The 1253-nt window shown below is 71.5% G+C and carries 1 protein-coding gene; it reads left to right on the plus strand.

Going from position 1 to position 1253, the window contains the following annotated elements; translation table 11 throughout:
- On the plus strand, window positions 1–1147 hold a 1147-nt coding region (locus tag ACFWI9_RS34435; RefSeq protein ID WP_387169268.1), incomplete at its 5' end, for a 2-isopropylmalate synthase.
- Window positions 1148–1253: the final 106 nt, after the last annotated feature.

The raw sequence follows: 1253 nt of genomic DNA on the forward strand, positions 1-1253 counted from the left end.
GGTGGTGGTGATCCGCCGCGCCCGGGTGGAGGTGTGGGCGACCGTGCGCGCGGCGGCCGAGCACATGGCGCGCCGGGCTGAGGACGCGCCCGGTGTCCGTTTCCAGTTCTCCCCGGAGACCTTCAACCTCACGGAGCCGGACTTCGTCCTCGAACTGTGCGACGGGCTCACGGAGTTGTGGGACGCAAGCCCGGACCGCCCGGTCACGCACAACCTCCCGGCGACGGTCGAGATCGCGACGCCGAACGTCTACGCCGACCAGATCGAGTACCTGCACCGGAACCTGTCCCGGCGGGAGTCGGTGATCCTCTCCGTCCATCCGCACAACGACCGCGGCACGGGCGTGGCCTGCGCCGAACTCGCCGTCCTGGCGGGTGCCCAGCGCGTGGAGGGCTGTCTGTTCGGCAACGGCGAACGCACCGGGAACGTCGATCTGGTGACCCTCGCGCTGAACCTGTACGCCCAAGGAGTGGACCCCATGGTCGACTTCGGGAACATCGACGCGGTCCGGGAAGTCGTCGAGCACTGCAACCGGCTGCCGGTGCATCCCCGGCACCCGTACGCCGGTGACCTGGTGTACACGGCGTTCTCCGGCACCCACCAGGACGCGATCAGCAAAGGCCTGGCCCATCACACGGACAGGGCAAGGGAGTTGGGGGTCCCCGAGCGGGAGGCTCCCTGGTCCGTGCCGTATCTGCCGATCGACCCGGCGGACGTGGGCCGTTCCTACGAGGCGGTGATCCGCGTCAACTCGCACTCGGGCAAGGGCGGAATGGCGTATCTGCTGCGCGTCCACCACGGCCTCGACCTGCCGCCGCGCATGCGGCCCGACTTCTCGCGGATCGTCCAGGAGGCGACGGACGCGAGCGGGCGGGAGGCGACTCCGAAGGAGCTGTACGAGCTGTTCCGGGAGACGTACGTGGTGGAGGGCCCGCTGGAACCGGGCGCGTACCCGGCGGACACGGCCGCCCTGGTCGACGCGCTCGCGCGGGCCGGGCGCACGGTCGACGTCCTGGACCTCACCGAGGACGGGACCGCCGCCTACGCCGAGTGCCGGGTGGACGGCGTCACGGTGTGGGGCGCCGCGGAGGGCACGGCGGCCTCCGTACGGGCCGTCCTCTCGGCGGTGAACCGGAGGCCGCGGTGACGGACGTACTGCGCACCGTGGACGTACTGCCCGCCGAGGACGTACTGCGCGCCGAGGACGTGCGGGTCGTGAGGGACGGGCGGCCGATCCTCGCGGAGGTCTCCCT

The sequence above is a fragment of the Streptomyces sp. NPDC127084 genome (assembly GCF_042724175.1).
Taxonomy (GTDB): domain Bacteria; phylum Actinomycetota; class Actinomycetes; order Streptomycetales; family Streptomycetaceae; genus Streptomyces.